Consider the following 25,813-nt stretch of genomic DNA (forward strand, 5'->3'; position numbering starts at 1 on the left):
ATGGCCGACAGTATCCTCATTATCAACGGGCCTAATCTCGATATGCTCGGAACACGTCAGCCCGAGGTCTACGGGCATGACACGCTCGATGACGTCGAAGCGCTCTGCCGGCGGGTCGCCGAAAAGGAGGGCGTGACCATCGATTTTCGCCAGAGTGACAGCGAAGCCGAGATCATGAAGTGGATCAAACAAGGCCGCGGCACGAGCGCAGGTCTGCTGATTAATCCCGCAGGCTTCACATCCACTTCGATCGCAATTCTCGACAGTCTGTTGATCTACGACCGCCCGATCATCGAGGTGCATATCTCTCCTTTGTTCAAGCGCGACGAGTTTCGTCACTGGTCCTATGTTTCCAAGGCGGCTTCGGCAAAGATCGAAGGCTTCGGCATCCGTGGCTACGAATTCGCCCTGCGCAAACTGGCGGAGTGGGCCAGGGGCTGAGTGGTCAAGACCCCGGCCGGCTCAGCCGAACCCGCCAGAAGCCATTATGTGTTCGACGCCGCTGCGGATGTGCCGCGTCAGCAGGTCGACGGCCGCGTCCGTCTTGCGCCCGATGACCAGGTCACGCAGTTCGGCGTGTTCCTCCGCGACCGGCTTACCGCGAAAATCCAGCGCCAGCATGTGATAGCGCGCGAAACGGTCGAAGATCGAGATGTGGGTGCGCGCCAGCACCGGCATGTTGCACGCCGAGATCGTGGCGTAATGAAAGCCCCAGTCCGAAACGACCCACTCACCGACCGCATTCGCCTCGTCCTCTACTAGCGCGCCTTCGAGGACGGACAGCTTGTAGTGAGCAGCCACCACACGCGCTTCCCAGTCGAGATCTCCAAGCGCGATGGACTGGCGCAGCGCATGGGTCTCCAAAAGGATCCGCAGATCGGCCAGATCTTGCAATTCGTCATCGCTGACGGCGGCCACGCGAAACCCGCGCTGGCCCTCGGCTGCGACAAGTTCCTCCACGGCCAGCCGGTTGAGGATTTCTCGAAGCGTCGTAACGCTGGCGCCGTAGACTTGCTTCATGTGATCGAGCTTCAGTTTCTCGCGTGGTTTCAGATGCCCGTTGACGATATGTAGTCGAATGCGCCGATACGCGGTGTCGCCGATTGTCTCGCCGTCGCGAAGCGATGTTTCGAACCGCAGATTTTCCAAATGATCCAGCATGGTAGTAATCAATATACACGTCGAGGATTGTTGGTGTAACGGGGAAACGTTTCCGCATGGCCGCACGATACCGGGGGGAGCCAAGTTCCACCGCGATATCAATTTTGGAACGATAACAGAAGCATCGAAACACAGTCGGACTGGAGCTTTAAGCTCCGCCGAGAGCGTCTGCTTTCGTAGCGAATAGACTCCGCGAAATAAGTGGCAGGGACGGCGGCTTTCGGGAAACCTCAATATCCGGCACCACGACCGATTTTGGGCGCAAAGCTGCCGACCCTCCGCGATGCACTCCGAAACGATCGTCGAGGGTAGCTTCTGTGACAGAAGGCGAGCCATCGCCCCGATTTTCTGCGGCCACGAGGTTTTCGACTTCAATGCTCAGAGGCATGGCGCCAGTTATCATGGTATAACTTGTCCCCGCATAAGCGAGATCAGAGTGTTGAAAGCCGACCAGAAGCTCGAACTCGCCCGCTTCCTCAAGAATTGCCGGGCACGGCTAAGCCCTGAGGATGTGGGGCTTGTCAGAGGGCGGCGCAGGCGCACGCCCGGGTTGCGTCGAGAAGAGGTGGCCCAACTCGCCGACATTCCGTGGAATGGTACAAATGGCTTGAGCAGGCACGCGACCTAAGGGCGTCTGCGCAAACGCTGGAACGGATTGGACATGCGTTGCGTCTGGAACCTGCCGAGATACGGCACCTTCTGCTTCTTTCCAATCATACGCCTGAGAAACATGGTTCCTTTGCGGAAGGACAAGGCATCAGCGGAAGACTCCAGCGTGTTCTGGATGAACTCCTTCCCTGCCCAGCCTACATTCACGGCAGACGTTGGGACGTCCTTGCATGGAAATGCCGCTAACCTCGTTCTCGGAGACTTTCGCGGCGCTCAGCGGGGTCGAGCGCAATTGCCTGTATATGGGTCTGATCGGTCCCTTGCAGGACATGATCCCGAAGTGGGAGGAGCACGCCAAGGGATTGGTCGCCGCGTTTCGCGCCGACTATGCCCGATACCGGGGAGAGCCCTGGTTCGATGAATTGACATCCATCCTCTTGCAGAAGAGTCCCGAATTTTCACGTTGGTGGGCAGAACCGAACGTTCGCGGATGGCGGGATGGCATGAAGCATTTTCACCATCCACCCTTGGTGAACTTGCTTTCGAGCATACGGGCTTTGATCTTGCTGATGAACGCCTGACAAGTCTCCGGCTAGTCATCATGCAGCCCGCCGAAGAGACTGATACGCGGAAGCGACTAACGTCCGCACTTCAGGCACTCTAGAGTTACGCTACAGGTGGCACCTATAGCTTGCTACGAAACTGAACCGCCCTGCAGAACGCCCATGACCTCGCAGCCGAGGTGACGATCGATGATCGGCCGCCAGGGGCCAAGAGTGAATATTGTGGCGGAACACGCCGTGTGGCACGGCGCCTGGCTTCGACAAGGTTGCGACGATGCAAAGGCGGCGCGAGCGGTTGGCGGAGCAGGCGAAGCGATACGCCAGGATGGTTAGAACGATCGACCGCACCATTGCCAAACTGAAAGCAGATCGCGTCATGAAGGACGCAGATTTGTAATTGGGCGTCGTGTCGCCCGAGAAGCAAGCCGAATACGAGCAGTGGCTTATCGAGCGTTACGGCGACGAGATGAAGAACCATATCCAGTCTAGTCGTGAACGTTCTGAGAAAATGACTGAGGAGGGATGGGAACGGGCGATGAGGGAACTCAACGAGATCTTAGAACCAAATTGTCGAGGGTTTCAGGCAAGGAATTGCCACCTCAGGCCCATTCCTTGGATGCAGCCATCGAACGACACCGGAAATGGTTAACATGGGCTTGGGAGAGAGAAGCGACACCTGAGGCATATGCAGGATTGGCCGATGTCTACGAACATCCTGACTTTGTCACCCGCTTCGACAAGGCCGGGGAGGGCTTCACCACGTATCTCACGACTGCCATGCGTTCGTGGGCCAAGCGGCCGGAATCCAACTAGGATGTTCCGCAATAGTCCAACTTCGGGTGCGGAATCGCCGCTATGAAATAGCGGCGTCGCCATTGCGCGGGCGTGATGCCTGCCAACCTGCGGAAAAGCCGGCTGAAGTGAGCCGGATCGGCATAACCGATCTCGGCGGCAACCGCTTCGACCGAAATGCTCGAAGTCTCGAGCATGTGCTTCGCCTCCTCCACGCGCAGGGCGTGAACATAGTCGATAGGCGTGTAACCGGTCGCCTGTCGGAAACGGCGCTTGAAGGTGCGGTCATGCAGCCCGGAACGCCTGGCCATTTGCGCCACAGGGTTTGGCTGAGCCAAGTTCTCGGCTATCCAGCCTTGGACTTCGGCTATGACGGAATCCTCATGACGGCGTGGTGTAGCCATCGTCGAGAAGGGCAACTGCCCGTTCCCTCGATCTCCAATGACGAACAGCCGTGCTATGCGTGCAGCCTCGACCGCGCCGCAGAACCGGCCGATGAGATAAAGCGCCAGATCCTGCCAGGAGGATGCACCTCCGGTGGTGACAATCCTGCCGTGGTGTCCGCTGTCACACAAAATACGCTCGGGACGGAACCGTACGGCCGGATAATAGTCGCGGAACAATGCTGCCGTCGCCCAATGCGATGTCGCTTCATGGCCGTCGAGTAGACCCGCCTCGGCCAGAACGACGGCCACCGCTGCAGGTCGAGCAGATCGTGGCGCCACCTTCAAGCCGCCGGCGCAACCACACGATCTCATCATGCCACCTGCCTTCCGGAGTCTCGCCCGGCTGCAACTCCGCATCGCACACGATAATCAGTCCGGCGTCATTATTCTCCGAAATCGAGAACTGAGGTGTCAGGGGAATTCCTATGGAAGAGATGAACGGCTCGTTCCGGAGTGCGACGAGTCGTGGCTTGAAACGCACGGGAATACCCGGTTCCGCCCCAGGTTCACCAGTAGCCTGCAGAACCTCATAAAGACCGTAGGGAGCCATTGGCCCCGTCTCGGGCAGTACCAGAATGCTGACGTCAACGATCGGAGGAGTGCTTCGAATAAATGGCCGCATTATTGGAGATTGTCACATATGGACATTTCTTGTCCATTCTCAATCTGGAATTGATGGCTGGTGCGTGTGATCTGAAGGCATCTAACGCAGGTCAAAGAAAGTACAGCCATGACAGACTTCAGTATCTTACCTGGAAGCGTGCGCCTGACCCGTCGCGCTCTGCTGCACTCGGCGGCGGTGTTTAGCGCTGGAACAATCACATCTCAGTTTTCTGCTGCTTCATCCTATGCAAAGGGAGAACCCGTTCAAATGAGTGAACGCATCATCAATGCCGACGGCGTGGAGATTGCCACAGAGGCTTTTGGCGACCCGTCTCACGAGCCTATTCTGCTTATCATGGGTGCCATGGCCTCGATGCTATGGTGGCCGGAAGAATTTTGCCAAAAGCTCGCCGCCCAAGGTCGCTATGTCATTCGCTATGACAATCGCGACACTGGCCTTTCGACCTTCTACGAGCCGGGCAGCCCGCCCTATACGAAGGACGACATGGCCGAGGACGCAATGCGCGTTCTCGTCGCCTATGGTATCGAAAGAGCCCACCTGGTCGGTATGTCGCTCGGCGGGGAGATCGCACAGATTGCTGCCCTCGCTCATCCGGCGCGGGTGAGAACGCTGACGCTCATTTCCTCCACGCCGGTGGGTATCGACACCTCCACCCTGCCGCAGACCAGCGATACCTATATGGAGCACGCGGCTGCTGGCGAGAGCATCGACTGGACCGACAACGAACAGGTGATCGACTTCATCGTCAAGGACACCCGGATGATTGCTGGTACGGCGCACCCCTATGATGAGGTGCGTGCCCGTAACCTTGTGGAGCATGACGTCAAGCGCGCCAGCAATTTTGTCAGCGCCACCAACCATTTCATACTGAAGAGCGGCCAGGCATGGGAGGGAAAACTGGGCCAATTGGCTGCGCCCCTCCTCGTCATTCACGGAACTGTCGATCCGATCTTTCCCATTGAGCATGGCGAATTGCTGGCACAAACTGTCGATGGAGCAGAGCTCATTCGACTCGAAGGGGGTGGCCACGAAATTCATCCCGACGATTGGGAGGTGATCATCTCTGCCGTCGAAGTTCGAACTGAGGAATAGCGTTGGGAACCTGCTTCAGGCCACAGTTTGGATGGTCACGGACGGTCGAAAGACCGCACCGTTATTATAGCAGCTCGATTCATCTTGGTGTGTGCAGCGAAATTCGGTAAGCCTTTCAGCGTAACCACTCCTTCAACACCCGCTTGATCGCCCTGTCAGGTGGCTCCTCGCGCGTGAAGGCCCACCACGTGTGTGCGCCCTGCCATAGGCTCGCCATCTGCCAGCCGAGACGTTTCCCTTCCGCCGGGTCCTCCGACAGGCGGCGGCCCAGAGCTTCAGCAAGACGGTGACCCCAGGCGGCGCCGCGGGCGCGGAGCGTGGGATTAGAGATGTCTTCCCTCAACAGCAGCAGGCCTTGGGTGGCGTTTCGCTCAGCGGCTTCTGGGGCGCGAAGCGGAAATCCGCTTTACGGCTTAATAGCCAGTGTCGGCTCATTGCGCTGAACGGCCGTCCGCGCCACGTTAAGATGAAGGTGCCGCCGGGTCACTCAGTGTGGGCATGCCGGCTCAAAAGCCGGTATTGTGCTGGTGGGCGACAGTGTCGGGCCGGGCGCGCTTCTTCGGGTTTCGCCATTTGCGCACCTGATCTTTGGACATGCGGCCGAGGATCGTACTTTGCAGGGCCTCGTATTCGTCGAGCAGGTCCGAGAGCATAAGGGACGGGCGGTCCTCACCACCGAGAACGGCGGCAACATCTTGCTCATCCTCGACAGCGTCGCGATTCAGGACGAGCGTGATGCGCTGCAACAGGTTCTCGATGGAGCCCTCTCGCTTTGCGCGTGACGTCAAGAGAACGCTAAAAAGGCGGAAATGCGGGGCTTTTGGCCTGTCTTAGATGGCGGAGAGGGAGGGATTCGAACCCCCGATACCCTTGCGAGTATGCCGCATTTCGAGTGCGGTGCTTTCAACCACTCAGCCACCTCTCCGCGCGGGCGCGAGACCGCGCCCTTGTGCAGCGGCGCTTAGATAACGACCAAAAGCCGCCGAGACAAGGCCAAATCCGGCAAGACTCACCGCTATCGGCCTTGACGTTTTCGCTTCTTGCCGGTATGGGACCCATCGTTGCGGCGTGGGCATGCCCTGCGCCGCTTATTTCGTGGCCCATGGGCCAATCTGGAACGACTGACAAAAAGACGGCAGGTTTCGCTCGTGAAACCCAAGCCGGACCGGACACTGAAAGGCAAGAAAGATGTTCGCAGTCATTAAAGCAGGCGGTAAGCAATACCGCGTTTCCGCCGATGACGTGCTCAAGGTCGAGCGCGTGGCCGGCGAGCCCGGCGAGATCGTCCAGTTCGGCGATGTGCTTGCCGTCGGCGAAGGTGAAAACGTGACGATCGGCGCCCCCCTGGTGGACGGCGCCAGCGTTGCGGCTGAAGTGGTCGAGCAGGGCCGTGGGCCGAAGGTCATCGCCTTCAAGAAGCGCAGGCGCCAGAATTCGCGCCGCAAGCGGGGCCATCGTCAGCTTCTGACGACGGTTCGCATCTCGGAGATCCTCACGAACGGCGCCAAGCCTTCGAAGAAGGCCGCCGCGAAGCCCGCTGCCAAGGCCGAAGAGAAGCCGGAAGTAAAGAAGGCGGAAACGAAGCCCGCGGAGACGGCAAAGGCCGATACGAAGCAGGCTGACGAAAAGTCCGCCGCCAAGAAGGAAGCCGCGCCGAAAAAGACCGAGTCCAAGGGCGAAAGCGCTGCCAAGCCGCTCTTCACCGCGCCCAAGGGCGAAGCGGACGATCTGACGAAGCTCAAGGGCGTCGGGCCGGTGGCGGCCGGCCAGCTCAAGGAGCAGGGCATCACCACCTTTGCCCAGGTCGCGGCGCTCACGGACGAGGACGTTGCGCGCATTGACGAGGCCATGCCCTTCAGCGCCGATCAGATCAACGACTGGCGTGAGCAGGCCAAAGAACTGGCGCAATAAATCGGGGCGCTGGCCCCAGAGTTTGGAATTGCAATTGGGCGCGTGAACGCCCATAAAGAGCGACAAGAGGCGTTCCTCAGGACGCAAAGGAGTAACACCATGGCACACAAAAAAGCTGGCGGTTCGTCGCGCAACGGTCGCGATTCGGAATCCAAGCGCCTTGGCGTGAAGAAATTCGGCGGCGAGAAAGTGCTCGCCGGCAACATCATCATCCGTCAGCGCGGGACGAAATGGCATCCCGGCGTCAATGTCGGCATGGGCAAGGATCACACGCTTTTTGCGCTCGAGTCGGGTGCCGTGTCCTTCGCCAAAAAGGCCAATGGGCGAACCTACGTATCGGTAAACCCGATTATGGAAGCTGCGGAGTAGCCGGTTCCGCATTAAAAACACCGGCGACCCATCTTAGGCGCCGGTGTCCGGGATAATCCGGAAAAGGTTCAGGGGAGATGGGTCGCCATCTCCCCTTAATTTTTGTCCGGAGGGAAAACGATGGTCGTCGAAAGTGAAGAGGTTGAGAGTGAAAGTCACAGTATAGAGTGTCCTGTTCTCGTGACCGAGCGTCTGGTGTTGCGTCCACCGCATGAGGACGACGTTCCCGAGTTGGCGGAGTTGGCCAACAACCGCCGCATCGCCGAGATGCTCTCACGCATGCCCTATCCTTATTCGCGCATGGACGCCGAGGAGTTCGTCGAGGGCAGCAGCCAGGCAGGTGACCGCAAAGGCTGTCACTACGCGGTAGCACTTGCCGAAAGCGGTGCGTTCATCGGTTGCGCGGGGCTCGATACGCGGCAATACGGGCTTGAGCTCGGCTACTGGGTCGGCGAGCCTTATTGGGGGCGCGGCTATGCCACGGAGGTGGCGCATGTGCTGGTCGATCTCGCGTTTCGGGCCAGCGACATCGACCGGCTCAACGTCTCCTGCCGCGTAATCAACGACGCCTCGCGCCGGGTAATTCACAAATGCGGTTTTCAATATGTCGGCCAGGGCATGATGGATTCACTCGTCGCCGGTAAGGTCCCGGTGGAGCGATACCAGCTCGATCGCAAAACCTGGGTGAGCCTGAGGAGTTGGGGCGCCTGATATTCAGGCGCCCCCGTCTCGCTCTCCGGTGCGGGATGGGCTACATCAGGACCGAGCAAGACGGAAAGGCACCATGAAATTTCTCGACCAAGCGAAAGTCTATATTCGATCCGGCGACGGCGGTTCCGGCTCGGTGTCGTTTCGGCGCGAGAAATTTGTCGAATTCGGCGGGCCGGATGGGGGTGACGGCGGGCGCGGCGGCGACGTATGGGTCGAGGCGGTGGAGGGCCTGAACACTCTCATCGACTATCGTTATCAGCAGCATTTCAAGGCCAAGACCGGCACCCATGGCATGGGCAGGAACCGCACCGGCGCGAAAGGCGCCGACGCGGTGCTGAAGGTGCCGGTGGGCACGCAGATCTTCGAAGAGGACAATGAAACGCTGATCTGCGATCTCACGGAGATTGGGCAACGTTATCGCCTCGCGGCCGGCGGTAATGGCGGCTTCGGCAATCAGCATTTCAAATCCTCAAGGAATCAGGCGCCGCGCCACGCCAATCCGGGCCTGCCCGGAGAGGAGCGTTGGATCTGGCTGCGGCTGAAGCTGATTGCAGATGCCGGGCTTGTCGGCCTGCCGAATGCCGGGAAGTCAACCTTTCTGGCAACCGTTACGGCAGCGAAACCGAAGATCGCGGATTATCCCTTCACCACCCTCCATCCGAATCTCGGCGTGGTGCGTATCGATGCGCGGGAATTCGTGATGGCCGACATTCCGGGCCTCATCGAGGGTGCACATATGGGTGTGGGCATTGGCGATCGCTTCCTCGGCCATGTGGAGCGCACGCGCGTTCTCCTGCACCTCGTCTCGGCCCAGGAGGAGGATGCGGCTGAGACCTATCGGACGGTGCGCAGCGAACTCGAAGCCTATGGCCACGGGCTGGCGGAAAAGCCGGAGGTCCTGGCGCTCAGTCAGGCCGATATACTCGATGAGGATGCACGCCAGCAGAAGATGGCTGCGCTGGAAAAAGCTGCCGGCCGGAAGCCTGTTCTCCTTTCCGCGGTGACCGGCGAAGGCGTCGAAACCGTTCTGCGCGCGCTGATGGACATCATCGAGGAGGCTCGCGCGACGGAAGAGACGGAGCGATGACCGCTATTTCACTTTCTTCCTATCGGCGTGTGACGGTGAAGATCGGCTCGGCCCTCCTGGTGGACCGCGCAAAGGGGCTGAAGAAGGAATGGCTGAAGGCGCTGGTGGGCGATATCGCCCGTCTCGCATCCGGAGGTGCGGAGGTTCTGGTGGTCTCGTCGGGTTCCGTGGCGCTCGGACGGACGATCCTCGGGCTCGACAAGCACACATTGCGGCTGGAGGAAAGTCAGGCCGCGGCGTCGGTCGGCCAGATCGCGCTGGCTGGTGCCTGGTCGGGAGAGCTTGGACGCCACGGATTGAATTCCGGACAGGTGCTAGTCACCCTCGGTGATACTGAGGAGCGCCGCCGTTATCTCAACGTACGGGAGACCATATCGGCCCTATTCAGAATGGGCGCCATTCCTATCATCAATGAAAACGATACCGTGGCGACGAGCGAAATCCGCTATGGCGATAATGATCGTCTGGCCGCGCGTGTTGCCACGATGATGAGCTGCGACCTGCTGATTCTTCTTTCGGACGTGGATGGACTCTACACCGCCGCGCCGGAGCGCGACCCCGAGGCCCGCTTCATCCCGGTCGTGGAAGCGATTACGCCGGAGATCGAGGCTATGGGCGGAAGTGCGGCATCCGAGCTTTCAAGGGGCGGGATGCGCACCAAGCTTGATGCCGGGCGCATCGCGACCGGCGCCGGAGTCGCCATGGTCATTGCCTCAGGCAAGCAACTCAATCCGCTGTCTGCCATCGAAAACGGCGCGCGTTTCACGCTGTTCGAGCCGAGCCAGACACCGGTTCGCGCTTACAAAACGTGGATTGCCGGCCAACTCGAGCCTGCAGGCCGCATCGTGATCGACGCCGGCGCGCTGAAGGCGTTGCAACAAGGCAAGAGTCTGCTGCCGGCCGGTGTACGGAGTGTTTCAGGTGGGTTCGCGCGTGGCGACACGGTGGCCATTATCGGTCCGAACGGGCGCGAAGCCGGACGCGGGCTGGTTGCCTATGATGCCGCCGATGCCGTAAAGATCGCGGGGCTCAAGACCGGAGACATTGCCGGCGTTCTGGGATACGAGGCCAGAGCGGCCATGGTCCATCGCGACGACCTGGTGCTTTCGCATTCCGCGAGCCAGGCTAAGGCCTGCTGAGATTCAAGGCTGTATGAGGCGGAGGAAATAAATGCTCAAAGCGCATGATAATTCGAATACCGATGTCGCCGCACTCATGGCTGACATGGGAGCGCGCGCGCGCGCCGCCGCCCGCCCGCTGGCCATCGCTACTGCCGAGCAGAAGAACGAGGCGCTGAATGCCATGGCCGATGCGCTGGAAGCGCGCACGGCCGAGATCCTGGCCGAGAATGCCATAGACATGGAACAGGGCGAAGCGGCCGGACTTTCCGGAGCTCTTCTCGACCGCCTAAAGCTCGATGAAGAACGTGTGGCCGCCATCGCGCGGGGTCTGCGCGAGATTGCTGCGCTCGATGACCCGGTCGGCCATGTGATCGCGGAGTGGGACCGGCCAAACGGGCTGCATATCGAACGCGTACGCACGCCGCTCGGGGTTATCGGCGTGATTTATGAAAGCCGGCCCAACGTAACGGCGGATGCCGGTGCGCTTTGCCTGAAGGCCGGAAACGCGGTCATCCTGCGCAGCGGGTCGGATTCGGCACATTCCTCTGCCGCCATTCACGCCTGCCTGGCCGAGGGGCTGAGGAAAGCCGGCCTTCCGGAAGATGCCATTCAGCGTGTACCGATGACGGACCGCGCCGCAGTGGGCGAGATGCTGAAGGGTCTGGGCGGCAATCTGGACGTGATCGTGCCGCGCGGGGGAAAGGGCCTTGTCGGACGCGTTCAAAGCGAGGCACGGGTGCCGGTATTTGCCCATCTGGAAGGCATTTGCCACCTTTATATCGACAAATCCGCCGATGCGGAGATGGCAGTCTCCGTGGCCGTCAACGCGAAGATGCGGCGTACGGGCATTTGCGGCGCGGCCGAAACGCTTCTGGTGGACCGTGCAGTGCTGGATACGCACCTTCGGCCCGTTCTGGAGAGCCTTTCGGCGGCCGGTTGCGAAGTTCGCGGCGACGAGGAGGTCTGCGCTCGGTTTCCCTCGGCGCGGGAGGCGAACGAGGAGGATTGGCGCACGGAATATCTCGACGCGATCATCTCGGTGCGCGTTGTGGACGGCATCGCGGGGGCGATCGAGCACATCGAGACCTATTCGTCCCACCACACCGAAGGGCTTGTGGCCGAAGACGCGGAGGTGGTCGAGCGCTTTTTCAATGAGATCGATTCGGCGATCCTCCTGCACAATGCCTCGACGCAGTTCGCAGACGGCGGCGAGTTTGGCATGGGCGCGGAGATCGGGATCGCCACCGGCAAGATGCATGCGCGCGGCCCCGTCGGTGTGGAGCAGCTCACCTCCTTCAAGTACCGCGTGCGCGGTTCCGGTCAGACCCGGCCCTGATCGCCATGGAAGCGTCCAGCGAGGTGGTGCCGGCGCGTTATTTGCGCATGCCCCATGTGGAGCCGGGCATGGCGGTGGGGCTGTTCGGCGGCTCCTTCAACCCGCCGCACGCAGGTCATGCGCTGGTGGCCGAGACGGCAATCCGCCGCCTGCGGCTCGACCAGCTCTGGTGGATGGTCACGCCCGGCAATCCGTTGAAGGAGAACGGCGGCCTCGCCCCGCTTTCCCGGCGCATCGCACTGTCGGAGGCTCATGCCGAGGATCCACGGATCAAGGTGACCGCGTTCGAAGCCGGATTCCACGTCCGCTATACGGCCGACACGTTAGCGCTCATCCAGGCGCGCAATCCGGGGGTAAATTTCGTCTGGCTCATGGGGGCGGACAGCCTGCGCGATTTTCATCGCTGGGAGCGCTGGCGCAAAATTGCCTGCCGGGTACCCATTGCGGTGTTCGATCGCCCCGGCGCGACGCTGTCGTTCCTCTCCTCGACCATGACCAAGACGTTTGCGCGGGCGCGCCTCGACGAATCGGATGCCCCCGTGCTTGCGCGCACGAAACCGCCGGCCTGGACCTTCATTCACGGCCCCCGCTCTTCGCTTTCCTCCACCGCGCTTCGCCGTGGTGACGGCAATCCAGCGTCTCGTGAATAAAATTTACCGGGTTGGGAACACGTGTTGTCTTGAAACTGACAACCATGTCTGCCTATCTTTTATGTATTGCGTGGGACCCACGTGATACCGTTGTTCTTATTGGAAAGGGAAGACACTGAGAACAGCACTGCAGAAGAAGGCGAATATCGTGCCTTCACCGGCAGGGACAAGCGAGGACAGCCTGTCTCGTGCCGTTCAAACCGCGCTGACGAGTCTTGAAGACTCCAAGGCGGAAAACATCGTTTCCATCGACATTCAGGGCAAGTCTCCGCTGGCGGACTACATGATCGTCGCCTCCGGCCGGTCGCATCGCCATGTTTCGGCGGTGGCCGATCATCTCATCCGCGCATTCAAGGAGACCGGCCTGGGCTCCGCCCGCGTGGAGGGGCTGTCCGGTGCGGACTGGGTGTTGATCGACGCGGGCGACATCGTCGTGCACGTGTTTCGCCCGGAAGTCCGGGAGTTCTACAACATCGAGAAGATGTGGCAGGCACCGGACTTGGAGGACGAGACGGTGCACTAGCGCCGCCGGCATCACGGCCCTGATATGACGGGGCATGGTCGAGAGGCCCGCTGCCCCTGGGGGCTTTTGCTTGTTTAAGGTTCAAGAGGGTCGACATCCGCATCGTCATTCACGCCGTCGGCCGGATGAAGGCAGGCCCCGAGAAGGAACTCGCGGAACGCTACCTCGACCGGCTGGCCAAAGCCGGTCCCGCAGTCGGTCTCTCCCTCGCCGGGGTAACGGAAACGGCTGAAAGCCGTGCGAAGACCGAAACCGAGCGCAAGCGCGACGAGTCGCGCAAACTGGCCGAAGCAAGCGAGGGCGGCGCCCTCATCCTGCTTGATGAGCGCGGCCGCGATCTCACTTCACGCCAACTCAGCCGGAAGATCGCTTCCTTTCGCGACAGCGGCATACAGCGCCTGACGGTTGCGATCGGCGGGCCGGATGGCCACGACCCTGACATGCGAGAAAAGGCCGATCTCTGCATGGCCTTCGGTGCGCAGACCTGGCCGCACCAGCTCGTGCGTGTCATGCTCGCCGAACAGCTTTATCGGGCCGCCACGATCCTGGCCGGACATCCCTATCACCGGGACTGACCTTCACCATTAAGTGATGGCACGTTTAAGTGATGGCACGAATCGCCTGATCACGAGTTCGTGAGGCCGTGAGTTGATATGGCCCTGTGGAAGAACCCCCGGGGGATGGTTGATGTTTCCTTAACGATGCTGCGTTAAGGTGCGTGAAAGAGCCGGCGACGAGGTAACGGTGCAAGGAAGCCCGGGCACAGCAGTGGTGCTGTTTGCGGCGGTGTTGCTTTTGGCAACGCCGGGCCATCTGCGCGCCCAGACCGTGGACAACCTGGAAATGCGCCAGAGCGAGACGGTGGAGGAGTATGAGCGCCTCAACCGGGAGATCGCACTTTCCGAGCAGCACCAGGAGGAATTGGAAGCCGAGATCGCCGCCATCAAGGGCGATAGCGCGGCGCTGACAGCCGCGCTCATCCAGACGGTGAAGACCGAACGCAAGCTCGGCGAGGACATCGGAGACATCCTGGCCCGGCTCGAGACCCTCGGCCGCGAGGAAGGGGAACTGAGACAATCCCTGGTAAGCCGACGGGGCGTGCTGGCTGAAGTGCTGGCCGGACTGCAGCGCATGGGGCTCAACCCACCGCCAGCTATTCTCGTGCGGCCGGAAGACGCGCTTTCTTCTGTGCGCAGCGCCATTCTGCTCGGCGCGGTGGTGCCGGAACTGCGTTCGGAAACGGAAATGCTCGCACGCGATCTGAAGGATCTCAACCGCGTCATGACCTCGATCGGGAGGGAGCATGCGCGGCTTGAGGAGAAGAGAACACAGCAGGCTGAAGAGAAAGAACGCCTGACACTGCTCCTGGCGGAAAAGCGGCGGTTGCAGGCAGAGGCCGAAGAGCGCATCGAAGAAGAGCGCCAGCAGGCCGAGAAGCTCGCCGAGCGGGCGAGCGGGCTTGAGAGCCTGATCGCTTCGCTGGAAACGGAGATCGAGAGCTTGCGCGAGGCGCTGGAGCAAAGCACCACGGAAGGCAAAGGCGAAAACCAGCTCGCCGAGGCTTTGCCCTTCGCACAGCGCGCGGGCCTTCTGCCGCTGCCCGTTTCAGGCCAGTTCGCCCGGCAGTTCGGCGAGGAAGACGGGGCCGGCAGACCACTGAACGGAGACATTTTAAGGACACAATCGGGAGCGATCGTCACAGCACCAGCGAGCGGGACGGTTGTCTATGCGGGTCCGTTCCGTTCTTATGGTCAGCTATTGATACTGAACCCCGGCGACGGTTATCATATTGTGATGGCGGGTATGGACCGGTTGAATGTTTCGTTGGGCCAGCCAGTGCTGTTGGGAGAACCGGTTGGGATGATGGGCGAAGCACGATTGGCAAGCATCGCGGATTCGGGTTTGGGAAACGCCACACCGGAACTATATATTGAGTTCAGGAAAGACGGGAAACCGGTCGATCCGAGGCGCTGGTGGTCTCGGGAGCTATCTGGAAGGACGGGAAATGATACGTAAGTTGTCGCTGCTTTTCGCCGGCGCGCTCATGGGAGCATCGGCGATGGGCCTGGTTTACGGCTCGGTCGGTCCGGCAGCGAGCGCTGCGGATACGGACACCTATCGTCAGCTCGCCATTTTCGGTGACATTTTCGAGCGGGTGCGTGCGCAGTATGTCACGCCGCCTGACGAAAAGGAGCTGGTGGAGAGCGCCATTAACGGGATGCTCGGTTCCCTGGATCCGCATTCTTCCTACCTCACGCCCGATGCCGCGCAGGATATGCGCGTCCAGACGAAGGGTGAATTCGGTGGTCTCGGCATTGAGGTCACGATGGAAGACGAATTGGTCAAGGTTGTTGCGCCCATCGACGATACGCCGGCGGCACGGGCCGGCATTCTCGCGGGAGATATGATCGAGAAGATCGACGGTGAGGAAGTGCGCGGCATGACGTTGAGCGATGCCGTGGACAAGATGCGCGGTCTGGTCAACACGCCGATCGATCTCACGGTGCTCCGCGAAGGCAACGATGAGCCGCTGGAGATCACCATAATCCGCGATATCATCGAGGTGGTTGCGGTCAAGCACCGGGTCGAAGAGGATGTCGGATACCTTCGGGTCACTTCCTTCACGGAAAAGACGGGCGCGGATCTGCGCAAGGCGATCGAAGAAATTCGCGAGGAAGTGGGTGAGGACGATCTGAAGGGCTATGTGCTCGATCTTCGGCTCAATCCCGGCGGACTTCTCGATCAGGCCGTGAATGTGTCGGACGCGTTCCTGGATCAGGGCGAAATTGTATCGACGCGGGGCCGCGAGGCCGGTGATATCGCCCGCTTCGGCTCGAAGCCTGGGGATCTGACCGACGGCAAGCCGCTGGTGGTGCTGATAAATGGCGGTTCGGCCAGTGCCTCCGAGATCGTGGCCGGCGCCCTGCAGGACCATCGCCGTGCCACCATTCTCGGCACGAAGTCCTTCGGCAAGGGTTCGGTCCAGACGATCATTCCTCTTGGCGAGAACGGAGCGCTCAGGCTGACGACGGCACTTTACTACACGCCGTCGGGCGTATCGATCCAGGGCACCGGCATCGTGCCGGATATCGAGATCGAGCAGCCGTTGCCCGAGGACATGCAGAGCGCTGATCTCTCGCGCGGCGAGTCCGACCTGCCCGGCCATATCCGGGGTGAGGGTGAAAGCGAGGAAGGTTCCGGCTCCATTGCCTATGTTCCGCAGGATCCGGAAGAGGACGTTCAGCTCAAATATGCGCTTGAACTCCTGCGTGGCGAGACGACCAACGCCGCCTTTCCGCCGAGCCCCGACAAGGCCGTAATGAACCAGTAACAAGCGAGCGCACTCCGCTTCGGCGGGGTGCGCCTTTCGCCGACCGTGGGCGGGCGGATAGCGGCGCATGGAACCAGATCCCGACGACATCGATCAGCCGCTCGGCCGCCATTGCCGATCGAGCGGAGTATGGCGCCGGCCGCGGGCCGGCAGCATTGTTTTCGCTTTATGTGTTTTGGTGATCTTCGCCGGTTCGAGCGCCATCGCTCTCAGGGACCGGTCCTTTCAGCAGCCGCCTGAAATCGCGGATGCTGACGCGCAAGCACCCGAGGCCGAGGTGAGTGCGGGACAGACCGCCGGCAGTTCGGTCGGGAGCAGCCGGACCGGGTCCGGGCCGGCCGTCATTCAGGTGGACCGGGAAGCTTTGCCGCACAGCAATGACATTGTCATCCGCGATCCGGCAGCGCTCAATCACGACCCCCGATTGGCTCACCTGCCGGATCGCTCTCTGATCGAGGAAACGGATTTCGGGCCGCTGCCCATCCGAAGCGCGGAAGGTTTGCGGCCTTTCGATGCCTATGCTCGACCATGGTCCGGAGCGCGCGGTGCGCGCATCGCCATCGTCGTTGGAGGGCTCGGCATTTCCCAGACCGGCACTCAAGCGGCGATCGAGAAGCTGCCGGAAGAGATTACGCTGGCATTCGCACCGCAAGGCAACAGCCTCGATCGCTGGATGCGCACCGCCCGGCAGGAGGGCCACGAAATCATCCTGCAGGTGCCTCTGGAGCCGTTCGACTACAGTGGAGACAACCACACGCGCCATATGCTCCTGGTGAACGCCTCCGCGCGGGAGAACCGGGAAGAACTGCACCGGGTTTTGGCCCGCATCACCAACTATACGGGTGTGATGAACTACCAGGGCGCGCGCTTTACGGCGGACGAAGCGGCAACCGAGGCGCTCATGCAGGAACTCGGTGACCGTGGCCTGCTCTTTCTGGACGACGGCACCTCAGCGCGCAGCCTGACCGAGACGGTCGCGGCGAGGAGCGGCGTGCCTTTCGCCGAAAGCGACGATGTCATAGATGCCCGGCCCCAGCGCGGCCCTATCCTCGAAGCACTGGATTCACTTGAACGTGTGGCCCGCGCGCGAGGCTTTGCGGTGGGGGTCGGCTCCGCGCTCGATACCACCGTGAACACCGTGGCGGATTGGGCCCGGGAAGCGCGTAAACGCGGAATCGAACTCGTGCCGATCTCCGCTGTCGCATTCGATCCGGAACGGGACTGAAGCTATGGAAACAATACAAGATCTACCCTATCGGCCCTGCGTGGGCGTCATGGTGCTCAACGGGGAGGGCCGCGTCTGGGCGGGTCGGCGCATCATGGTGCCCAACGGCGAGATGGAGGGCGCCACCATGCTGTGGCAAATGCCGCAAGGCGGAATCGACGAGGGCGAGGAGCCGCTCGAAGCGGCGCGGCGCGAACTCTATGAGGAAACCGGCATTCACAGCGCGTCTTTGCTCGCCGAGGCGCCGGATTGGATCACCTACGACCTCCCGGAGCATCTGGTCGGAATCGCGCTCCACGGACGCTATTGCGGCCAGAAACAGAAATGGTTCGCCTTTCGCTTTGAGGGCGATGACAGCGAGATCGCGATCAATCCGCCGCCCGGTGGGCACGAGCCGGAATTCGACGCCTGGGCGTGGAAGCCCATGGATGAATTGCCGAAGCTGATCGTGCCTTTCAAGCGGCCGGTCTATGAAGCGGTGCTGGCCACATTCCGCCACCTGGCACCCTGAGGAAGCCTGAGGGCGAGACCGGTTCTGTTCTGTCATTCGTTGAACAGCGAACGCCCCGCTAATCGCCTACGTAAGCGATTAGCTGCGAGGCCGATGCCGGCGTTATCCCTCCCTCGTGGGGCGATAAAGCGATTCAACATCTTAGTTGGAGCGCAGCAGAAGCTAAGTGTTGGAAATCGCAAGAGAGGGGCTCGCCGGCTGCAGCGTAGCGCGCCAACCACTCTCCGAATTTTTTCATCCTCGCGCGGGGATAAAAAATTGGCGCCTCAAACATTTTTCAGCAGATAAGCAGTTGTTTTTGCTCGATATCAGAAGAAAGTTCGAACTTTTTTCGGCTGTTTTCATCCTACAACGCCCAGCCGCACTTATCATCCAACCCATCGCCCTCGCGGGAACCGGATGCGCACCGGGTGTTCGGGAGGGCGGCGGCAGCCTCCCCCTCCAGGGATCCGGTACCTGGAGGCATGTGAGGGCCCGCAACAGGCCGGCGGCGCCGGGGTGCTGGGTGACAGACAGCATCGCCGGAAAAACCGGGCACCGGGTGAGAGACGGTGTCGGGCAGCCGCGGAGAAGCCGCTAGGGCTTCTTCTTCGGCCCGGCCAAGACCACCCCCTAATTGGGTGCAGCCGGGAAGGAGGGGAGGCCCGAGTGACCGGCCAACCGCGGGACAGCGGCCGACGGGGCGCGTGGAACGCGCCACTTAAATTAATAGAGAGGCACGGACCACGCGCCCCGTTTCCCGATCTTTGACAAGCCCCGGCGGACCACCGCGCGGGAACGAATAGGTATGCCTTCACCTCATGCTGAGGTGCGGAGCCTCGGAGGGTGCGATGAAGACAGGCACGAGCGGGGGTGATGATACGCCCCCACCTCCCCTCGACGGGGGAGGTGCCGAGCGCCGTGAGGCGGAGGGGGTACGCCAGAGGCCGGGACCGTCGCAGCCGAGGGCTGCCCGCTTTCATCCTGACGCGCGGAGCGCAGCAGGACCCGCGAAGGGCGAAATGCAAATATCCGCAGCTACTCCCACTCGCGAATATCGACGAAATGGCCGGCGATTGCCGCCGCAGCCGCCATGGCGGGCGAGACCAGATGCGTGCGGCCCTTGAAGCCCTGGCGTCCCTCGAAGTTTCGGTTCGAGGTCGAGGCGCAGCGCTCCTGCGGCTTCAGTCGGTCCTCGTTCATGGCCAGACACATGGAGCATCCCGGTTCGCGCCACTCAAAGCCGGCCTCGATGAGCACCTTGTCCAGCCCCTCGGCCTCAGCTTGCGCCTTCACGAGGCCCGAGCCCGGCACGATCATGGCGTTGACGTTCTCATGCACCTTCCGGCCCTGCGCCACCTTTGCCACCGCACGAAGATCCTCGATCCGGCCATTGGTGCACGAGCCGATGAACACGCGGTCGAGCGGGATATCGATTATCTTCGTGCCCGGCGTCAGCCCCATATACTCCAGCGCACGTTGCTTCGATTTACGCTTGTTCTCATCCGCAATCTCAGCGGGATCGGGGACTGTTCCCGTGACCGAAACGACATCCTCGGGCGAGGAGCCCCAGGTGACGATGGGCGGCAGGTTGGCCGCGTCGAGCTTCACGACACGGTCGAAATGGGCGCCCTCGTCCGAGCGCAGCGTCTCCCAATAGGCGCGGGCCATATCCCAGGCCTTGCCCTTGGGTGCGCGCGGACGATCCTTGATGTACTCGAAGGTCGTTTCGTCCGGCGCGATCATGCCAGCACGTGCGCCGCCCTCGATGGACATGTTGCAGACCGTCATGCGGCCTTCCATGGAAAGTGCGCGGATCGCCTCGCCCGCATATTCGATGACGTGGCCTGTGCCGCCAGCCGTGCCGATCTCGCCGATGATGGCGAGGATGATGTCCTTCGCGGTGACGCCTTCCGGCAGCTTGCCGTCCACCTGCACCAGCATGTTCTTGGCTTTGCGCTGGATCAGCGTCTGTGTGGCCAGCACATGCTCGACCTCGGAGGTGCCGATGCCGTGCGCCAGCGCGCCAAAGGCACCGTGGGTGGAGGTGTGACTGTCGCCGCAGACGATCGTCATGCCAGGCAGGGTGAAGCCCTGCTCGGGGCCGACAATGTGGACGATGCCCTGCCGGCTATCGGACTCGTTATAGTACTCGATGTCGAATTCGGCGGCATTCTTCGCCAGCGCCTCGACTTGAATGCGGCTTTCCTCGTTCTTGATGCCGAATTTACGGTCCGGCGAGGTCGGCACGTTGTGATCGACCACGGCGAGGGTTTTCTCCGGATGGCGCACCATGCGGGAGGCCATACGTAAACCCTCGAAGGCCTGCGGGCTCGTCACCTCATGCACCAGATGCCGGTCAATATAGATCAGGCTGGTGCCGTCTTCCTGCTGGTCGACCAGATGGTCGTCGAAAACCTTGTCGTAAAGCGTGCGGGGTTTTGTCATGGTGATCCTCGATAGCGGAAAAGAATAGGTTGATTACGGGTCTTGTCCGCTAGGAAAGTCGGCACAGGAGAGCACCGGAGATGCGCGCAAAAAAGCGGCCCGGCAGGCGCTTCACATCCTGAAGCACAAAATTTTTCTGCTGCGATCTTTCCATACCCCGGTCATACCAGTGTTTTCCGTCGGCGGCAATTGCTATGCGGTCGCAGCCATTCTACTGGAGGCGGTCAAGACCATCGGTTTGGCGAAAACCGTCACTCCACATCCCGTGCCCCGGGTTGCTTGAGCTCAAACTGGTACTCGACCCGGCGAAGGACGGCCAGCACGATCGTTCCCAAGAGGCAAGACATGGCGGCTATAAGCCAAAGCCCGAGGCCGGCTGCAAGGCCCGACGCGGCCGCGAGCCACATGCCGGCGCCGGTCGTCAGCCCACGCACATGGCCGCGCTTGAAGATGATGAAACCGGCCGCCAGGAATGCCACGCCTGATGTGATCGCCTCGACGAGGCGGACCGGGTCTGCCTGAACACGGTCATCGGAGAACGCGCGCATCGAGACAATCTCGACCGCGACAATGGCGAAGGTGGCCGAGGCGAGACAGACGAGCATGTGCGTTCTCAGCCCGGCCGGCCGCTCGGCGAGCTCACGCTCGAACCCCAGGATGCCGCCGAACAGGATCGAGAATACCAGACGGACCGCGATTACCTGCCAGGGCAGCGCGGTCTCGGGCGTAAATTCATGAAAAAGTGCTTCCATGCCGTTCGAAACGACAAGTCAGGCGCTGCGGTTCCGCAGACTCGGCACATCGAGCTCCGCACAGCCATTTGCACGCTTCAAGCCAGCGCGAAAAAGGACCGCGAGAGCGGTCCTTGCCTTGCAGGCAGCCCGCGAGCAGGCTGCCGCATCGGGAGGGGAAAGGCTTAGATGCCCAGTCCCTCGTAGCGCTTCTTGAAGCGGGAGACGCGACCACCGCGATCCAGCAGCGTCTGCGATCCGCCGGTCCAGGCGGGGTGCGTGGTGGGATCGATGTCCAGGTGCAAGGTGTCGCCTTCCTGCCCCCAGGTCGAACGTGTCTCGTATTCGGTGCCGTCGGTCATGACGACCTTGATCGTGTGGTAGTCGGGATGAATATCGGCTTTCATCGGTCTGTCCTGATTTTCTCTGTTCCGGGCGCGGCCAATATCCGCTGCGGCAATGTCGCCCATACCGAAATCTTGCAGCCATCGCCTATGGCGGCTACGGCTTAAGGTTCGCGTGCCTATACATCAGGCTTCCAGGTGATACAAGGCCGATGGAACGGGAATTTCGGAGTACCGGATGGACGAGGCCATGGCAGATAGACGCACGGCGCCGGATGAGAAGGCACGGCGTTCGCTGAAGCCGCTTCGCAAGCTTTTGCCCTATGTGGGGCGCTACCGCAAGACAGCGTTCGGCGCTGCCCTGTCGCTGCTTCTTGCCGCGCTGGCGACACTGACACTGCCGCTTGCCGTGCGGCGCATGATCGACCATGGCTTCTCGGAGGCCGACAGCGCATTCATCGCCAACTATTTCTCCATGCTGATCGCCGTCGCCGCGGTGCTGGCGGTGGCTTCGGCCTGCCGGTACTATTTTGTCGTGACGCTGGGCGAACGGGTCGTCGCCGACCTTAGGCGCGATGTCTTCGCTCATGTGACGCGCCTTTCCCCCGCTTTCTTCGACAGGGCGCAATCGGGTGAGATCGTTTCGCGCCTGACGGCCGACGCCACGCAGATCAAGGCGGCCGTGGGCGCCACGGTTTCGGTCGCATTGCGCAACATCATCATGGGCGTGGGTGCGGTGGCCATGATGGTTGTGACGAGCCCGCGCCTTTCGACGCTCGTTGTCGCAGCCATTCCGGTTATTGTCCTTCCCCTCGTCGCTTTCGGGCGATCGGTGCGCCGGCGGGCGCGCCTTGCGCAGGATACGCTGGCAGAGGCCACGGCCTTCGCGGGTGAGCAAATCGGCGCGGTTCGCCTGCTCCAGGCGTTCACCAGCGAAGAGGGCGTGTCGCGGCGCTTCTCAGGAGCGGTGGAAAGTGCGTTTCAGGCCGCGCGCAAATCGGTTTTCGCGCGCTCGCTCCTGACCTTCTTTGCCATTTTCACGACCTTCACCTCGGTGGTCGCGGTGCTGTGGGTCGGCTCCCACGATGTACTGGCCGGCTCCATGACCGCCGGTACGCTGGGGCAGTTCCTGCTTTACGCGGTGCTGGCGGCCGGTGCGCTTGGCGCGCTTTCGGAAGTCTGGGGCGAACTTGCCCAGGCGGCAGGCGCGGCGGAGCGGATGAGCGAGCTTCTGGCCGAGGAGCCGACAATCGCCGCGCCCGAGAAACCTGCCGCCCTGCCCGTTCCGGCCTCAGGCGCGGTCTCGTTCCGGAAAGTCGGCTTCTCCTACCCCGTGCGGCCGGACCAGGCAGCGCTTCACGATCTCTCCTTCGATGTGGCTCCCGGTGAGACAGTGGCCATCGTCGGCCCGTCCGGGGCAGGCAAGAGCACGGTCTTCTCGCTGCTTCTGCGCTACTACGACCCCGCCCGAGGCCAAGTGGCCATGGACGGCGTAGATATCCGGCAGGCCGCCCCCCAGGCCGTGCGCAGCCGTATTGCCATCGTGCCGCAGGATGTCACGATCTTCGCCGCCAGCGCTGCGGAGAACATCGCCTATGGCCGGCCGGAAGCCACGCGCGACGAGGTCGAGGAGGCGGCACGTTCAGCGCTCGCTCATGAGTTCATTTCCGACCTTGCGGACGGCTACGACACTCCGCTTGGAGAACGTGGGGTTACGCTATCGGGCGGACAGCGCCAGAGGATTGCCATTGCACGCGCCATTCTGCGTGATGCGCCGGTGCTTCTTCTCGACGAGGCAACCTCGGCGCTCGATGCCGAAAGTGAGACCTTGGTGCAGACCGCGCTGGAGCGTTTGATGGAGGGGCGGACAACGCTCGTCATTGCCCATCGTCTTGCGACGATTCTCAAGGCCGACCGCATTCTGGTGATGGAGGCCGGCCGGATCGTCGAAGAGGGAACGCACGCCGCCCTGGTTGCACGCGGTGGTGTTTATGCGCGCCTCGCCAGCCTTCAATTCGAAGCGGGGGCGGATGTGTTCAAAGGTGCAGCCGAGTAGGGACGACCGGTGGCCCTAGGCGGTGCGTACCGTGCTACCGCTCAGTCAATTTCAGCTCGATTCGTCGATTCTGGGCGCGCGCTTCCGGCGTGTCGGAAGGATCAAGCGGCTGATGCTCGCCGAAGCCGGCCGCGGCCAACCGGTTGGCCGGTACACCCTGGTCGATAAGATAGCTGACCACAGCGGTCGCACGGGCTGTGGAGAGCTCCCAGTTGTTGCGGTAGCGGCCCGTGCCGGACAGCGGCACGTCATCCGTATGCCCATCGACCCGCAGCACCCAATTGATCTCCGGCGGAATTTCATCCTGCAGATCGAGAATGGCATCCGCCAGTTTTTGCATCTCCTCTTGGCCCGAGGGGTTGATCACCGTCGAGCCGGAGGGGAACAGCACTTCCGACTGGAAGACGAAGCGGTCGCCCACAATGCGGATGTTCTCCCGATCCGAAAGGATCTCCCGCAGGCGGCCAAAGAAATCCGAGCGGTAACGGTTCAGCTCCTGGACGCGCTGCGCCAGGGCGACATTCAGGCGCCGGCCAAGATCCGCTATCTTCGCCCTCGCCTCATGATCACGCGCTTCGGAGGCGTCGAGAGCGGCTTCCAGAGCCCCGATCTGCTGGCGCAGCGCGGCAATCTGCTGGCTCAGAAGTTCCACCTGAGACTCCGCGCGCTGGCTGCTCTGCCGTTCCTCTTCGAGCCGCTCGGTCAGAGAATCGATCTGCGCGCTCGCCGCGGCGCTTTGTCCGCTGTCATCTTCCAGCAGTTGTTGAAGACGCGACTGCTCGGCCTCGGCCTCGGCCAGCGAGGCGCGGAGACTTGCCAAAGCGTCCTCTGCATCCTGTGAATTGGCCCGCTCGAGCGCCAGGAGCTGGGTCAACTCGTTTACCTGGGCGTTCAAACGGTCCAGAACCGCATCTTTGCCCGTGATTTCCTGGCTGAGGAGAAACTGCGCCAGCACGAAAACGGACAACAGAAACATGATGGCGAGCAAAAGCGTCGCCATGGCATCGACGAAGCCCGGCCAATAGTCGACAGTCCTTTCTCTGCGGCGAGCGCGTGCCAGCGCCATCAGCTATTTTCCCGCTTCTTCAGTGATTCAGCGATCTTCTCCAGCGTCTCGCGCAATTCCTTCTGATCGCTGGCCTGGGATTCCACCCAGTCGCGCATCATCTGCTGCTCCTGACGCATGTTCTTCACCAGCCCGGAAATCCCGTCGGCGAGAGAGGCCATTGCGGCGGCGGTGCGTGGATTGCTTTGCCCCGACTCCTGCATGGTTTGCAGCTTCTCGGAGAGTTCGCGCAATTCCTGAGAGCCACCGCTCTTGTCCACTTCCGCCATCTCCGAACCGAGATCGGTGACAGTGGAAAGCCAGTTTTCCAGCTCCGTATAGAAGCGATTCTGCGCGCGCCCGGCCTGCAGATCGAGGAAACCGAGGATGAGCGATCCCGACAGGCCGAAAAGGGAAGAGGAGAAGGCCGTTCCCATGCCGGCCAGCGGAGCCGTAAGCCCGGCTTTCAGCGTATCGAGGATGTCATTCGCATCCCCTGTGCCGGGGTCGAGGGACTGGATCGTATCGCCGATGGAGCCGATGGTCTGCAAGAGGCCCCAGAAGGTGCCGAGCAGGCCCAGGAAGACAAGCAGGCCGATGAGATAGCGCGATATGTCGCGGCTTTCATCCAGACGGGTCGCGATAGAGTCGAGGATCGAACGCATGGAGCTCGTAGAGAGCGCCATGGCGGAGGACCGGCTCAGAAGCGCTTTCATCGGGGCGAGCAATACCGGGTGTGTCGCTTCCGTTCCCGCGAGAAAGGAGTTGACCCAGCGCACCTCCCGAAAAAGCCGGACGACCTGCGCAAACGCAAGCAGAATCCCGATTGCCAGAACGCCGATAATAAGGCCGTTCAGACCGGGATTGCTTTGAAAAGCGGCCGAAATCTGACGATAGAGAATAGCCGCGACAAACCCGGAAATGGCGAGGAAGACCAGCATGGAATATAAAAAGACATGGGGGCTTGAGAGACTGCGCGGATCATAGCCCTCGTCCGAAGTCCCGTTCGTCCCCAGCGATTTCAGCAAGGCCATCTGTTCCTCAAATTTCGTTTCAGCCCGAAAGTCGCCGAGACTCTAAACGGAATTGTGACGAAATTGAAAGTGGAAGTGTGGCGCGGCATCTGCTTTCGCGCCGGATCCATTGG

At 61.5% G+C, this 25,813-nt stretch carries 27 protein-coding genes, 1 tRNA gene and 2 pseudogenes; 20 read left to right on the forward strand and 10 right to left on the reverse strand.

Going from position 1 to position 25,813, the window contains the following annotated elements:
• Positions 1–441 carry a type II 3-dehydroquinate dehydratase gene (locus tag LY631_RS01015; RefSeq protein ID WP_274423246.1) on the forward strand — a complete coding sequence of 147 codons (441 nt, stop codon included), beginning with the start codon at positions 1–3 and terminating at the stop codon, positions 439–441.
• A gap of 21 nt (positions 442–462) precedes the next feature.
• Here the strand turns inward: LY631_RS01015 and LY631_RS01020 are convergent, their stop codons facing one another.
• Positions 463–1,161 carry a GntR family transcriptional regulator gene (locus LY631_RS01020; RefSeq protein WP_274423247.1) on the reverse strand — a complete coding sequence of 233 codons (699 nt, stop codon included), beginning with the start codon at positions 1,159–1,161 and terminating at the stop codon, positions 463–465.
• A gap of 588 nt (positions 1,162–1,749) precedes the next feature.
• Here LY631_RS01020 and LY631_RS20415 point away from each other — a divergent pair.
• From LY631_RS20415 to LY631_RS20425, 4 genes and pseudogenes are all read left to right on the forward strand, one after another.
• Positions 1,750–2,016: an MmyB family transcriptional regulator gene (locus LY631_RS20415; protein ID WP_445082817.1), complete on the forward strand. Its 267-nt coding sequence runs from the start codon at positions 1,750–1,752 to the stop codon at positions 2,014–2,016.
• On the forward strand, positions 2,001–2,351 hold the full coding sequence (locus LY631_RS01025; RefSeq protein WP_274423248.1) for an MmyB family transcriptional regulator: 351 nt from the start codon (positions 2,001–2,003) through the stop codon (positions 2,349–2,351). The genes LY631_RS20415 and LY631_RS01025 overlap by 16 nt, the downstream gene beginning before the upstream one ends.
• Before the next feature lie 388 nt (positions 2,352–2,739).
• Positions 2,740–2,868, forward strand: a pseudogene (locus tag LY631_RS20420) (MerR family transcriptional regulator); the annotation flags it as partial.
• Positions 2,856–3,146, forward strand: coding sequence for a TipAS antibiotic-recognition domain-containing protein (locus LY631_RS20425; RefSeq protein ID WP_445082818.1), 291 nt, complete (start codon positions 2,856–2,858; stop codon positions 3,144–3,146). The pseudogene LY631_RS20420 and the gene LY631_RS20425, both read left to right, overlap by 13 nt.
• Here the strand turns inward: LY631_RS20425 and LY631_RS01030 are convergent.
• On the reverse strand, positions 3,143–3,886 hold the full coding sequence (locus LY631_RS01030; RefSeq protein ID WP_274423249.1) for a GlxA family transcriptional regulator: 744 nt from the start codon (positions 3,884–3,886) through the stop codon (positions 3,143–3,145). The two genes, LY631_RS20425 and LY631_RS01030, sit on opposite strands and share 4 nt — an antisense overlap.
• A gap of 556 nt (positions 3,887–4,442) precedes the next feature.
• Between LY631_RS01030 and LY631_RS01035 the strand changes: the two genes are divergently transcribed.
• Positions 4,443–5,288 carry an alpha/beta fold hydrolase gene (locus tag LY631_RS01035; protein WP_274423250.1) on the forward strand — a complete coding sequence of 282 codons (846 nt, stop codon included), beginning with the start codon at positions 4,443–4,445 and terminating at the stop codon, positions 5,286–5,288.
• A gap of 115 nt (positions 5,289–5,403) precedes the next feature.
• On the opposite strand, the pseudogene LY631_RS01040 reads toward LY631_RS01035, so the two are convergent.
• The 3 genes and pseudogenes from LY631_RS01040 to LY631_RS01050 form a co-directional block, all read right to left on the reverse strand.
• Positions 5,404–5,682: pseudogene (locus LY631_RS01040) on the reverse strand (TetR/AcrR family transcriptional regulator); the annotation flags it as partial.
• A gap of 112 nt (positions 5,683–5,794) precedes the next feature.
• Entirely contained in the window at positions 5,795–6,076 is a 282-nt protein-coding gene (locus tag LY631_RS01045) for a hypothetical protein (protein ID WP_274423251.1), read from the reverse strand.
• Positions 6,077–6,123: 47 nt separating this feature from the next.
• Positions 6,124–6,213, reverse strand: a tRNA-Ser gene (locus LY631_RS01050).
• 263 nt (positions 6,214–6,476) lie between these two features.
• On the opposite strand from LY631_RS01050, the gene LY631_RS01055 reads away from it, so the two are divergent.
• The 13 genes from LY631_RS01055 to LY631_RS01115 all read left to right on the forward strand — a co-directional run bounded on the left by LY631_RS01055 (position 6,477) and on the right by LY631_RS01115 (position 18,063).
• Positions 6,477–7,199 (forward strand): 50S ribosomal protein L21, encoded by a 723-nt coding sequence (locus LY631_RS01055; protein ID WP_274423252.1) that lies wholly within the window; start codon positions 6,477–6,479, stop codon positions 7,197–7,199.
• A gap of 99 nt (positions 7,200–7,298) precedes the next feature.
• On the forward strand, positions 7,299–7,568 hold the full coding sequence (gene rpmA / locus LY631_RS01060) for a 50S ribosomal protein L27 (protein WP_274423253.1): 270 nt from the start codon (positions 7,299–7,301) through the stop codon (positions 7,566–7,568).
• Between the two features lie 120 nt (positions 7,569–7,688).
• Positions 7,689–8,279 (forward strand): GNAT family N-acetyltransferase, encoded by a 591-nt coding sequence (locus LY631_RS01065; RefSeq protein WP_274423254.1) that lies wholly within the window; start codon positions 7,689–7,691, stop codon positions 8,277–8,279.
• 73 nt (positions 8,280–8,352) lie between these two features.
• On the forward strand, positions 8,353–9,366 hold the full coding sequence (gene obgE, locus LY631_RS01070; protein ID WP_274423255.1) for a GTPase ObgE: 1,014 nt from the start codon (positions 8,353–8,355) through the stop codon (positions 9,364–9,366).
• On the forward strand, positions 9,363–10,505 hold the full coding sequence (gene proB, locus LY631_RS01075) for a glutamate 5-kinase (protein WP_274423256.1): 1,143 nt from the start codon (positions 9,363–9,365) through the stop codon (positions 10,503–10,505). The genes obgE and proB overlap by 4 nt, the downstream gene beginning before the upstream one ends.
• A 31-nt stretch (positions 10,506–10,536) precedes the next feature.
• Positions 10,537–11,823, forward strand: coding sequence for a glutamate-5-semialdehyde dehydrogenase (locus LY631_RS01080; RefSeq protein WP_274423257.1), 1,287 nt, complete (start codon positions 10,537–10,539; stop codon positions 11,821–11,823).
• A gap of 5 nt (positions 11,824–11,828) precedes the next feature.
• Entirely contained in the window at positions 11,829–12,473 is a 645-nt protein-coding gene (locus LY631_RS01085) for a nicotinate-nucleotide adenylyltransferase (RefSeq protein WP_274423258.1), read from the forward strand.
• A 148-nt stretch (positions 12,474–12,621) separates the two neighbouring features.
• A complete protein-coding gene (gene rsfS, locus LY631_RS01090) occupies positions 12,622–12,996 on the forward strand; it encodes a ribosome silencing factor (RefSeq protein ID WP_274423259.1) in 375 nt (124 codons plus the stop codon).
• Between the two features lie 95 nt (positions 12,997–13,091).
• Positions 13,092–13,571: a 23S rRNA (pseudouridine(1915)-N(3))-methyltransferase RlmH gene (gene rlmH / locus LY631_RS01095; RefSeq protein WP_274423869.1), complete on the forward strand. Its 480-nt coding sequence runs from the start codon at positions 13,092–13,094 to the stop codon at positions 13,569–13,571.
• A gap of 169 nt (positions 13,572–13,740) precedes the next feature.
• Complete coding sequence (locus LY631_RS01100; protein WP_274423260.1) at positions 13,741–15,012, forward strand: murein hydrolase activator EnvC family protein; 1,272 nt, start codon at positions 13,741–13,743, stop codon at positions 15,010–15,012.
• Positions 15,002–16,327, forward strand: a complete 1,326-nt coding sequence (locus tag LY631_RS01105) for a S41 family peptidase (RefSeq protein WP_274423261.1) — start codon at positions 15,002–15,004, stop codon at positions 16,325–16,327. Before LY631_RS01100 ends, LY631_RS01105 begins: the two co-directional genes overlap by 11 nt.
• Before the next feature lie 67 nt (positions 16,328–16,394).
• The gene (locus LY631_RS01110; RefSeq protein WP_274423262.1) at positions 16,395–17,552 is read left to right on the forward strand and encodes a divergent polysaccharide deacetylase family protein; all 1,158 of its coding nucleotides are present in this window, start codon (positions 16,395–16,397) and stop codon (positions 17,550–17,552) included.
• Between the two features lie 4 nt (positions 17,553–17,556).
• A complete protein-coding gene (locus LY631_RS01115) occupies positions 17,557–18,063 on the forward strand; it encodes an RNA pyrophosphohydrolase (RefSeq protein WP_274423263.1) in 507 nt (168 codons plus the stop codon).
• Positions 18,064–19,080: 1,017 nt separating this feature from the next.
• Here the strand turns inward: LY631_RS01115 and leuC are convergent.
• The 3 genes from leuC to rpmE form a co-directional block, all read right to left on the reverse strand.
• Positions 19,081–20,490 carry a 3-isopropylmalate dehydratase large subunit gene (gene leuC, locus LY631_RS01120; RefSeq protein ID WP_274423264.1) on the reverse strand — a complete coding sequence of 470 codons (1,410 nt, stop codon included), beginning with the start codon at positions 20,488–20,490 and terminating at the stop codon, positions 19,081–19,083.
• A 251-nt stretch (positions 20,491–20,741) separates the two neighbouring features.
• A complete protein-coding gene (locus tag LY631_RS01125) occupies positions 20,742–21,242 on the reverse strand; it encodes an MgtC/SapB family protein (protein ID WP_274423265.1) in 501 nt (166 codons plus the stop codon).
• A 164-nt stretch (positions 21,243–21,406) separates the two neighbouring features.
• Positions 21,407–21,628 carry a 50S ribosomal protein L31 gene (gene rpmE / locus LY631_RS01130; RefSeq protein WP_274423266.1) on the reverse strand — a complete coding sequence of 74 codons (222 nt, stop codon included), beginning with the start codon at positions 21,626–21,628 and terminating at the stop codon, positions 21,407–21,409.
• A gap of 187 nt (positions 21,629–21,815) precedes the next feature.
• On the opposite strand from rpmE, the gene LY631_RS01135 reads away from it, so the two are divergent.
• Positions 21,816–23,621, forward strand: coding sequence for an ABC transporter transmembrane domain-containing protein (locus tag LY631_RS01135; protein WP_274423268.1), 1,806 nt, complete (start codon positions 21,816–21,818; stop codon positions 23,619–23,621).
• A 34-nt stretch (positions 23,622–23,655) separates the two neighbouring features.
• Here LY631_RS01135 and LY631_RS01140 read toward each other — a convergent pair whose 3' ends face one another.
• Both LY631_RS01140 and LY631_RS01145 read right to left on the reverse strand, forming a co-directional pair.
• Positions 23,656–24,687 (reverse strand): peptidoglycan -binding protein, encoded by a 1,032-nt coding sequence (locus LY631_RS01140; RefSeq protein ID WP_274423269.1) that lies wholly within the window; start codon positions 24,685–24,687, stop codon positions 23,656–23,658.
• A complete protein-coding gene (locus LY631_RS01145) occupies positions 24,687–25,700 on the reverse strand; it encodes a MotA/TolQ/ExbB proton channel family protein (protein WP_274423270.1) in 1,014 nt (337 codons plus the stop codon). The genes LY631_RS01140 and LY631_RS01145 overlap by 1 nt, the downstream gene beginning before the upstream one ends.
• Between the last annotated feature and the right edge of the window lie 113 nt (positions 25,701–25,813).

It is taken from the genome of Chelativorans sp. YIM 93263 (assembly GCF_028767125.1).
Classification (GTDB): domain Bacteria; phylum Pseudomonadota; class Alphaproteobacteria; order Rhizobiales; family Rhizobiaceae; genus Chelativorans.

Bases quoted from the DNA above. Each gene is read 5' to 3' on its own strand.
- LY631_RS01080 (WP_274423257.1), top strand. From the start codon at position 10,537: ATGCTCAAAGCGCATGATAATTCGAATACCGATGTCGCCGCACTCATG.
- obgE (WP_274423255.1), top strand. From the start codon at position 8,353: ATGAAATTTCTCGACCAAGCGAAAGTCTATATTCGATCCGGCGACGGC.
- rpmA (WP_274423253.1), top strand. From the start codon at position 7,299: ATGGCACACAAAAAAGCTGGCGGTTCGTCGCGCAACGGTCGCGATTCG.
- LY631_RS01105 (WP_274423261.1), top strand. From the start codon at position 15,002: ATGATACGTAAGTTGTCGCTGCTTTTCGCCGGCGCGCTCATGGGAGCA.
- LY631_RS01035 (WP_274423250.1), top strand. From the start codon at position 4,443: ATGAGTGAACGCATCATCAATGCCGACGGCGTGGAGATTGCCACAGAG.
- LY631_RS01020 (WP_274423247.1), bottom strand. From the start codon at position 1,161: ATGCTGGATCATTTGGAAAATCTGCGGTTCGAAACATCGCTTCGCGAC.
- LY631_RS01085 (WP_274423258.1), top strand. From the start codon at position 11,829: ATGGAAGCGTCCAGCGAGGTGGTGCCGGCGCGTTATTTGCGCATGCCC.
- LY631_RS01135 (WP_274423268.1), top strand. From the start codon at position 21,816: ATGGCAGATAGACGCACGGCGCCGGATGAGAAGGCACGGCGTTCGCTG.
- LY631_RS01065 (WP_274423254.1), top strand. From the start codon at position 7,689: ATGGTCGTCGAAAGTGAAGAGGTTGAGAGTGAAAGTCACAGTATAGAG.
- LY631_RS01025 (WP_274423248.1), top strand. From the start codon at position 2,001: ATGGAAATGCCGCTAACCTCGTTCTCGGAGACTTTCGCGGCGCTCAGC.
- LY631_RS01030 (WP_274423249.1), bottom strand. From the start codon at position 3,886: ATGATGAGATCGTGTGGTTGCGCCGGCGGCTTGAAGGTGGCGCCACGA.
- LY631_RS01145 (WP_274423270.1), bottom strand. From the start codon at position 25,700: ATGGCCTTGCTGAAATCGCTGGGGACGAACGGGACTTCGGACGAGGGC.
- LY631_RS01115 (WP_274423263.1), top strand. From the start codon at position 17,557: ATGGAAACAATACAAGATCTACCCTATCGGCCCTGCGTGGGCGTCATG.
- LY631_RS01125 (WP_274423265.1), bottom strand. From the start codon at position 21,242: ATGGAAGCACTTTTTCATGAATTTACGCCCGAGACCGCGCTGCCCTGG.
- LY631_RS01140 (WP_274423269.1), bottom strand. From the start codon at position 24,687: ATGGCGCTGGCACGCGCTCGCCGCAGAGAAAGGACTGTCGACTATTGG.
- LY631_RS01110 (WP_274423262.1), top strand. From the start codon at position 16,395: ATGGAACCAGATCCCGACGACATCGATCAGCCGCTCGGCCGCCATTGC.
- rpmE (WP_274423266.1), bottom strand. From the start codon at position 21,628: ATGAAAGCCGATATTCATCCCGACTACCACACGATCAAGGTCGTCATG.
- LY631_RS20425 (WP_445082818.1), top strand. From the start codon at position 2,856: ATGGGAACGGGCGATGAGGGAACTCAACGAGATCTTAGAACCAAATTG.
- LY631_RS01055 (WP_274423252.1), top strand. From the start codon at position 6,477: ATGTTCGCAGTCATTAAAGCAGGCGGTAAGCAATACCGCGTTTCCGCC.
- proB (WP_274423256.1), top strand. From the start codon at position 9,363: ATGACCGCTATTTCACTTTCTTCCTATCGGCGTGTGACGGTGAAGATC.
- LY631_RS01015 (WP_274423246.1), top strand. From the start codon at position 1: ATGGCCGACAGTATCCTCATTATCAACGGGCCTAATCTCGATATGCTC.
- leuC (WP_274423264.1), bottom strand. From the start codon at position 20,490: ATGACAAAACCCCGCACGCTTTACGACAAGGTTTTCGACGACCATCTG.